The organism is Armatimonas sp., from assembly GCF_043760365.1.
Taxonomy (GTDB): domain Bacteria; phylum Armatimonadota; class Armatimonadia; order Armatimonadales; family Armatimonadaceae; genus Armatimonas.
In genome coordinates this window covers 1-3,722 of sequence record NZ_JAYUPA010000703.1, presented here as the reverse complement: position 1 = coordinate 3,722, position 3,722 = coordinate 1, and the positions used below count along the sequence as shown (strand labels likewise).

Here is a 3,722-nt window from a genome sequence, read left to right as displayed (position 1 = left end):
ATGTTCCAAAGCGAGTGGGAAGCTGTGCAACAGCAAGTTTCTTGACGAGTTTTTCGGTGCGGCGGCGGTAGCGGATCAAGTCCGCAATCGTGCAGAGCTTTAGCCCTAGCTCCTTGGCGAGCAGAGCCAGCCCTGGTAGACGTAGCATCTCACCATCATCGCCCATGATCTCGCAGATCACCCCCACGGGCTGAAGCCCCGCCAGACGCATGAGGTCTACAGTTGCCTCGGTGTGACCAGGTCGCTTAAGAACCCCGCCATTGCGCGCCATGAGCGGGCTGACATGGCCCAGGCGGTTAAAATCAGCGGGAACCGATGTTGGATCGGCAAGCTTCTGAATCGTCAGCACCCGGTCTTGAGCGCTAGAGCCGCTTGTGGTGCCGGCACGGGCATCTACAGCAACATGAAACGCGGTGCGCATGGCCTCCGTGTTGTCCTGCACCTGCGGCGGGATACTCAGCTCCTCTAAACGCTCCGCCCTCATCGGGACCGTAATAATCCCACTGGCACGGCGGTTCATGAGGGTGATGATCTCGGGCGTCACAAACTGTGCCGCCATCACGAAGTCTCCCTCGTTTTCACGGTCTTCATCGTCTACCAAAATGATTAGCTTACCGGCGCGCAGATCCTCAATGGCATCCTCAATCCGATCAAAGTGGAACTCAGGCTCTACCATCGGCGTGATGCCTCCGGCTCGGACTCGATATAGCCGCTCCGAGAGAGTAAGTCTAAGGTGACACCACGCCCGCCGCCGGGTGCCCAGCCGCCCATAAGTTTCTCGACATACTTACCGATGATATCAGTCTCGATATTGACTGAATCGCCCGCGTGTCGGTCTTTTAGTGTGGTGTTTTCCCAGGTATGGGGGATGATCGAGAGGGAGAAGGCCTTGTCGTCGGCGTCCATTACTGTGAGCGAGATTCCGTCAATACAGACACTCCCCTTCGTCACCACATAGCGCAGTAGGTCCTGGGATGCCTCAATATAGACGAACCAGGAATCCCCGACGGGGCGGATTGAGGCGATGCGCCCGGTACCATCAATATGTCCCTGCACAATATGCCCTCCGAATCGCCCATTTGTCAGCAGGGCACGCTCCAGGTTTACCGGATCACCCACACGACGCTGGCCGAGTGTCGTCCGACGCAATGTCTCGTAGACCGCCTCAAACGTGAGCTGCGGAGCAGCGATCTCGACCACTGTCAGACAGACCCCGTTTACCGCCACCGAGTCGCCGATAGACACGTCTTCAGCAATGCGCGCCGCCGACACGCCTAGCCGCACCGAGTCACGCCCGGAGTCCAGCGCCACGATTTTCCCAACTGCCTCAACGATTCCTGTGAACATGGCCTTATTGTACCGCGCTGACCGGTATACTCGGGTGATGATGCCCCGTGATCCCTACGCCGCCCTACGCTCCGCAAACTACCGTCTCTTTGCCCTGGGCGGGCTCGCCTCGGCGTTTGGAGGGCAGATATTCTCCGTCGCGCTGGGCTGGGAGCTCTACGAGCGCACCCACGATCCCGGCGCACTCGGCTTTCTAGGGCTACTCCAGGCGATTCCTATCGTGGTGCTTGCGCTTCCTGCAGGCGACCTAGCCGACCGAAAAGACAGGCGGCGGATTCTTCTCTGGACACTGCCTTTTGTGTTTCTATGTATGCTGGGGCTCGCGTGGCTTTCCTATAAGAGCGCCCCCCTTTGGAGCATCTACGCACTTCTCTTAGTGGAGTCGCTCTTTAATGCGGCGGCAAACCCGGCGCGTGCAGCGCTCTTGCCACAGCTTGTCTCTCAGGAAACTCTTTCCAATGCTATTGCCTGGAACACATCGCGCTGGCAGCTTGCCTCGCTGGGGGGGCCGGCAGTGGGGGGGGCACTTCTGGCGCTGTTTCATGTCGCGTGGCCGAGCTACGTCATTGCGGCGCTCTCTTTATGGCTTTTCTGGTTCTGCGTGATTTTTCTGCGGCCCACGCCGCTGCTCATCACCCGTGGAGCGGCGGAAGGCATCGTGCACCGGCTCGCGGCGGGGGCGGCGTTTGTGCGCGGGCAGCCGCTGATTCTTGCGGCGCTGACACTGGATATGCTTGCGGTGCTCTTTGGCGGCGCGACGGCGCTGTTGCCGGTCTATGCTCGCGATATTCTGCATGTGGGACCGACGGGGCTGGGCTGGCTCCGTGCGGCTCCGGCGGTGGGAGCGCTGATCGTGGGGCTGACCATTGCCTACCGTGCCCCGCTAAAGCGCGCAGGTGTCGCACTGTTATGGGCAGTGGCGGGCTTCGGGATTGCGACCGTTGTCTTTGGCCTCTCGACGAACTTCTATCTTTCCCTGTTTGCTCTGGCTCTCACCGGCGCGACGGATAATATCAGCGTGGTGGTGCGTCATACCCTGGTGCAAGCAAAGACGCCAAGAGAGATGCAGGGGCGCGTCTCGGCGGTGAATTCTGTGTTTATCGGAGTCTCCAATGAGCTGGGCGCGGCAGAGTCAGGCTACGTCGCCCGCTGGCTAGGAGCAGTGGCCTCTGTGGTGCTGGGGGGTATTGGAACCGTTCTGGTGGTGAGTGGGGTGGCAGCGAAATGGCCCTCCCTGCGCGGGCTTGGCTCGCTGGAGAGCCTTCGCCCCGAGGAACCAAAACCCGCCGGGGATTAAAATCCCTCGGCGGGCTAAGTTTTAGTTTTAGCGAGTGCCTTTGGCCGCTTTCTCGTCCCGAACCATCTTGTCCATGTCCGCCTTGATCTCAGCGGGACTTTTTATCTTGCTGACGTCAATGCCCGTGACAAGATTGCCCTCCGAATCACGCTCGACCGTACTCTGGGTCTGTTTCCAGATCAGCAGGCCCAGCCCGATCACGAGAAGAGCGATCACGCCAATAATAACACCTGTCGGGAGCGACTGTTTCATTGGTTCAGCGGCTCCATGACGAGGCGCACAAGGTCCAGGAACTTGCCGTTCTTAAAGAGCGCGTGTCCGTCCGCAAAGACTCCCACTGTTGCTCCCACGGCGTTCTCACCCGTTCCACCAAACGATGCGGGAATCACCTGGGCATCTTTGACAGCGGCGTGAGCTCCGTAGGAGTCGCAGAACGCCATGATGGTTTTGGCAGGCTGCCCCACCACTGCCATGGACTGTCCGGCAATGAAGTGGTTTTGTGGGTTGTTATCGTTGTAGGGAGCTCCCAGCGACGGGCCTACCAGGCGCAGGAAGAGCTCCAAGGGGGTTCCGCCGCCGGGAGAGGGAGTTGCCCCGATTCCACCGTACGAATAGGCATACGAGCCCATCGTATGCATCGGGAGGCCACTGCCATCGAGCGCCGGAATCGTGGGACGCAAAGTGGGGCAACCAAAGAGCCCTAGGTTCTTGACATAGGGCTGTAGGGTGTATTCTAGGAATAGTCCGCGAACCCCGTTTAGCGCAGGCGAGGCAACATTGATCATGTTCTGACTGAGACCGGTGGTTCGGTTGTTGTTACGCCCATCCATCATGAGCCAGGGGTAGACTTCGTCGTAGTCCTGAACATACATCATCATGGATGTACCGATCTGCTTCAGGTTAGACAGACAGGTTGTCTTGCGAGCTTGCTCCCGCGCACGAGCAAAAACAGGGAAGAGAATGGCAGCCAGAATCGCGATAATCGCGATAACTACTAAGAGTTCAATGAGGGTAAACCCTCGTGGACGATGCGGTCGTTGCATAAACGTTCCTCCAAAACAAGGTTGAGGGCTAGTTC

The 3,722-nt window shown here is 58.9% G+C and carries 5 protein-coding genes; 1 reads left to right on the top strand and 4 read right to left on the bottom strand.

The genetic code is table 11. The annotated features are described in order from the left end of the window. Positions 1-676, bottom strand: a 676-nt coding sequence (gene ribB, locus ACH2EH_RS16535; RefSeq protein WP_395143271.1) for a 3,4-dihydroxy-2-butanone-4-phosphate synthase, incomplete at its 3' end; no start/stop codon positions are given. Then, the gene (locus ACH2EH_RS16530) at positions 670-1,347 is read right to left on the bottom strand and encodes a riboflavin synthase (RefSeq protein ID WP_395143269.1); all 678 of its coding nucleotides are present in this window, start codon (positions 1,345-1,347) and stop codon (positions 670-672) included. The genes ribB and ACH2EH_RS16530, both read right to left, overlap by 7 nt. 37 nt (positions 1,348-1,384) lie before the next feature. Here ACH2EH_RS16530 and ACH2EH_RS16525 point away from each other — a divergent pair, with 37 nt between their 5' ends. After that, positions 1,385-2,644, top strand: a complete 1,260-nt coding sequence (locus tag ACH2EH_RS16525; RefSeq protein ID WP_395143267.1) for an MFS transporter — start codon at positions 1,385-1,387, stop codon at positions 2,642-2,644. Positions 2,645-2,671: 27 nt separating this feature from the next. Here the strand turns inward: ACH2EH_RS16525 and ACH2EH_RS16520 are convergent, their stop codons facing one another. Together ACH2EH_RS16520 and ACH2EH_RS16515 are read right to left on the bottom strand one after the other, a co-directional pair. Beyond that, positions 2,672-2,896, bottom strand: a complete 225-nt coding sequence (locus tag ACH2EH_RS16520; RefSeq protein WP_395143265.1) for a hypothetical protein — start codon at positions 2,894-2,896, stop codon at positions 2,672-2,674. Next, on the bottom strand, positions 2,893-3,687 hold the full coding sequence (locus ACH2EH_RS16515) for a prepilin-type N-terminal cleavage/methylation domain-containing protein (protein WP_395143263.1): 795 nt from the start codon (positions 3,685-3,687) through the stop codon (positions 2,893-2,895). The genes ACH2EH_RS16520 and ACH2EH_RS16515 overlap by 4 nt, the downstream gene beginning before the upstream one ends. Positions 3,688-3,722: the final 35 nt, after the last annotated feature.

Coding starts and splice junctions, on each gene's coding strand:
- ACH2EH_RS16530 (WP_395143269.1), bottom strand. CDS start 1,347: ATGTTCACAGGAATCGTTGAGGCAGTTGGGAAAATCGTGGCGCTGGAC.
- ACH2EH_RS16525 (WP_395143267.1), top strand. CDS start 1,385: ATGATGCCCCGTGATCCCTACGCCGCCCTACGCTCCGCAAACTACCGT.
- ACH2EH_RS16520 (WP_395143265.1), bottom strand. CDS start 2,896: ATGAAACAGTCGCTCCCGACAGGTGTTATTATTGGCGTGATCGCTCTT.
- ACH2EH_RS16515 (WP_395143263.1), bottom strand. CDS start 3,687: ATGCAACGACCGCATCGTCCACGAGGGTTTACCCTCATTGAACTCTTA.